1 protein-coding gene is annotated in these 3207 nt (G+C 65.6%); it reads left to right on the forward strand.

Annotated elements, in window-relative coordinates; translation table 11 throughout:
- Positions 1 to 360: 360 nt before the first annotated feature.
- Positions 361 to 3207: NAD-glutamate dehydrogenase domain-containing protein (locus AC5592_RS33435; RefSeq protein WP_198164010.1), on the forward strand; the 2847-nt coding region annotated here is incomplete at its 3' end.

Raw genomic sequence — 3207 nt, forward strand, 5'->3', positions numbered from 1 at the left:
GGTTCTGGTTCGAGGGCAACTTCGAGGCCTACGAGGCCAACAAGGTCGAGCGCCTGGGCCCGGAGGCGGCTCGTCCGCATCGCGTTACTCACCGTAAGCTGACTCGCGACTGATCTTCCGGCTCGCGCAGTCGGCCGACCACCCGGGCGTGCGTCAATCATTCTGGGGCGCAACGTCATCGCGGCCTATCCCGGTCTCGGCGTAGGCTGCGAACACGGGCGTACCAACCGGCCCGTTCGAGGTAGCTGAGCGTCGCCGAGGGTTTAGAAGGAATCCACCCCGGCGCCTCGGCTGCCCAGCTACTCTCGACTCCGGCGTCACTTTGTTGCGGAACCGAATCCGAGGGAGTTGGCGAAAAAAATGACGGTCTCGTCCGAATTGTCCAGTAACGCGTGGGCGGAGAGTCTGCCGGAGCCGCTGCGAGGAGAACTCGCGACGCTCGAGTCGGCGTACTTCCGTCACGTGGATGCCGGCGATGTGGACTGTGCGATCACCGGAAGTTCGGCGCTGGTCTTCCGAAGGCATCTCGAACTGGGCCTGCAACGTCCCGCTGGCGCGGCGCGCGTGCGGGTCTACCACCCGGACGACGGCAGTGGCATCGGGGCGGCGGTGCAACTGGTCACCGACGATATGCGTCTGCTCGTCGAGTCGGTGGCGTCCGCCCTGACCCGCATCGGCGTCACCGTGAGCGAAGTGATCCACCCGATCTTCGAGGTGATGCGCGACGACGAGGGGCGGTTGCACTCCGCGGCACCGCACGAGGTTGACGGCAACGGCGTCACCGGCTTGCGGGAATCCTGGATTCACGTGCAGTTGCACCCGTCCACGAGCCGGGACGTGCTCGAACGTATCGAGTCCGAGGTACCCGATGTGCTCACCGACGTGCGACAGGTCATCGGCGATACCGAGGCGATGCGCGCGGTGCAGGATCGCCTCGCCCACGAGTTGATCCGTACGGCGGACGCGGGGACCTCGCCATACCCGGTCGTCGATCTGATCGACTGTGCGCATCTGCTGGAGTGGCTGGCCGACGGGCATTTCACCCTCCTCGGCTATGCACGCTTCCAGCGTCGCCCCGCGGCCGGAGCGGAGACGAAATCCGTTGTCGTGCCGGACAGTTGCCTCGGTGTACTGCGACCCAACGTCGGTACCGACTTCCAGGTTCCGGGCAACGGCGGCCGGCGCCCGCTGCTGATGCTCACCCAGGGGCTGGTGCCGGCGACCGTGCACCGCTCGGTCTACCCGTATTTCGTCGGCGTCGCGGAGTCCGACGCCTCGGGCACGGTCGTCGGTGAACATCTGTTCATCGGCGTGTTCACCGTCGCCGCCCTGCACGAGAACGTCCTCGACATCCCGGTGATCGCGCGGCGGGTCCGCACCGTGATCGAACAGTGCGGATTCGATCTGGAATCGTTCTCGGGCCAGGCGATGCTCGAGGTGATCCAGTCCTTCCCCCGCACCGAACTGTTCTCCTCCGATATCGACACGATGCGCCGCACCGCCAGCGCCGTGCTCAGTGTGGGGATTCGGCGACAGGTGCGGTTGTTCCTCCGCCAGGACTCCTACGGTCGCTTCGTGGCCGCCATGGTGTATCTGCCGCGCGACCGCTACACCACCCGGGTCCGACTCGAGATCCAGGACATCCTGGTGCGCGAACTGGGCGGTGAATCGATCGACTATTCGGCGCGGGTGTCCGAAAACGAGCTCGCCAGTGTGTATTTCACCGTGCATCTCCCCGAACCGGGGACACAGGTGGATACGTCCGAAACCAATCGGTTGCGGATTCAGAATCTGCTCGCCGAGGCCAGCCGCACCTGGGACGATCACCTGCGCGACGAGGTGGCCCGGTCGACGGTGCTGGATCCCGCTGTCGTGCAACGCTATGCGGCCGCGCTACCGGACGGGTACAAGGAGGATTTCGAGCCCTCCCGGGCGCTGGCCGACATCGTTCGGCTGGAGCGCCTCGGCGGCGAGGCCATCGATCAGCATCTGTATCGCAGGCCGGGTGCCGAACCCGGGTCCTGGCGATTCACCCTGTACGTCGGCGGCGGTATCTCGCTGAGCCAGGTGCTGCCGCTGCTGCAGAGCCTGGGTGTGGAGGTGGTCGACGAACGGCCCTACGAGGTCGAGTTCGGCGACGGCAGGATGGCGTGGATCTACGATTTCGGCTTGCAGGCGCGTCCCGACCTGCTGCGAATGTCGTTGGACCGCAACATGGATGCCGAATTGGTGGAAACCGCCGACCGGCTCGATGTCCTCCATGCACAGGAACGCGGGCTGCGCGAGCGCTTCACCGAGGCGTTCGACGCCCTCTGGCACGGCAGGGCGGAAAGCGATCCGCTCAACGAGTTGGTGCTGAGTGCCGGACTGCAATGGCGGGCGGTATCGATTCTGCGCGCCTATTCGAAGTACTTGCAGCAGGCGGACTTTCCGTACAGTCAGGCCAATATCGCTCGCGTGCTGCTCGCCTCACCGGATATCGCGCAGCTGTTCGTCGGACTGTTCGAGGCGATGTTCGATCCGGATTCGGCCTCCTCGGACCGTGCGGACGAGTTGCGGGCCGCGGTGCGGAAACGGATCAACGAGGTCGTGAGCCTGGACGCCGACCGTATTCTGCGCGCCATTCTCGGTGTCGTCACCGCCACGCTGCGCACCAACTACTACGTGGTCGACGCCGATGGCCGGCCGCGTGACTATCTGTCGATGAAGGTTGAGCCACACGCGATTTCGGAGCTACCGCGGCCGCGGCCGCAGTTCGAGATCTTCGTGTATTCACCGCGGGTCGAGGGCGTGCACCTGCGTTTCGGCCCGGTGGCGCGCGGTGGGCTGCGGTGGTCGGATCGCCTGGAGGATTTCCGGACCGAGATTCTGGGTCTGGTGAAGGCGCAGGCGGTGAAGAACGCGGTGATCGTGCCCGTGGGCGCGAAGGGCGGGTTCGTGGTGAAGCGTCCGCCTGCGCCCAGTGGCGATCCGGCGACCGACCGCCAGGCGTTGCAGAGTGAAGGGGTGGAGTGCTATCGCACCTTCATCAGCGGTCTGCTGGATGTGACCGACAATGTCGATCACGCCAGTGGCGAGGTGATTCCGCCGGCGCGGGTGGTGCGCCGCGACGGTGACGACACCTATCTCGTGGTCGCGGCGGACAAGGGGACGGCGACCTTCTCCGATATCGCCAACGACGTCGCCAAACAATACGGTTTCTGGTTG

Source organism: Nocardia violaceofusca NBRC 14427, assembly GCF_963869435.1.
Taxonomy (GTDB): domain Bacteria; phylum Actinomycetota; class Actinomycetes; order Mycobacteriales; family Mycobacteriaceae; genus Nocardia; species Nocardia aobensis.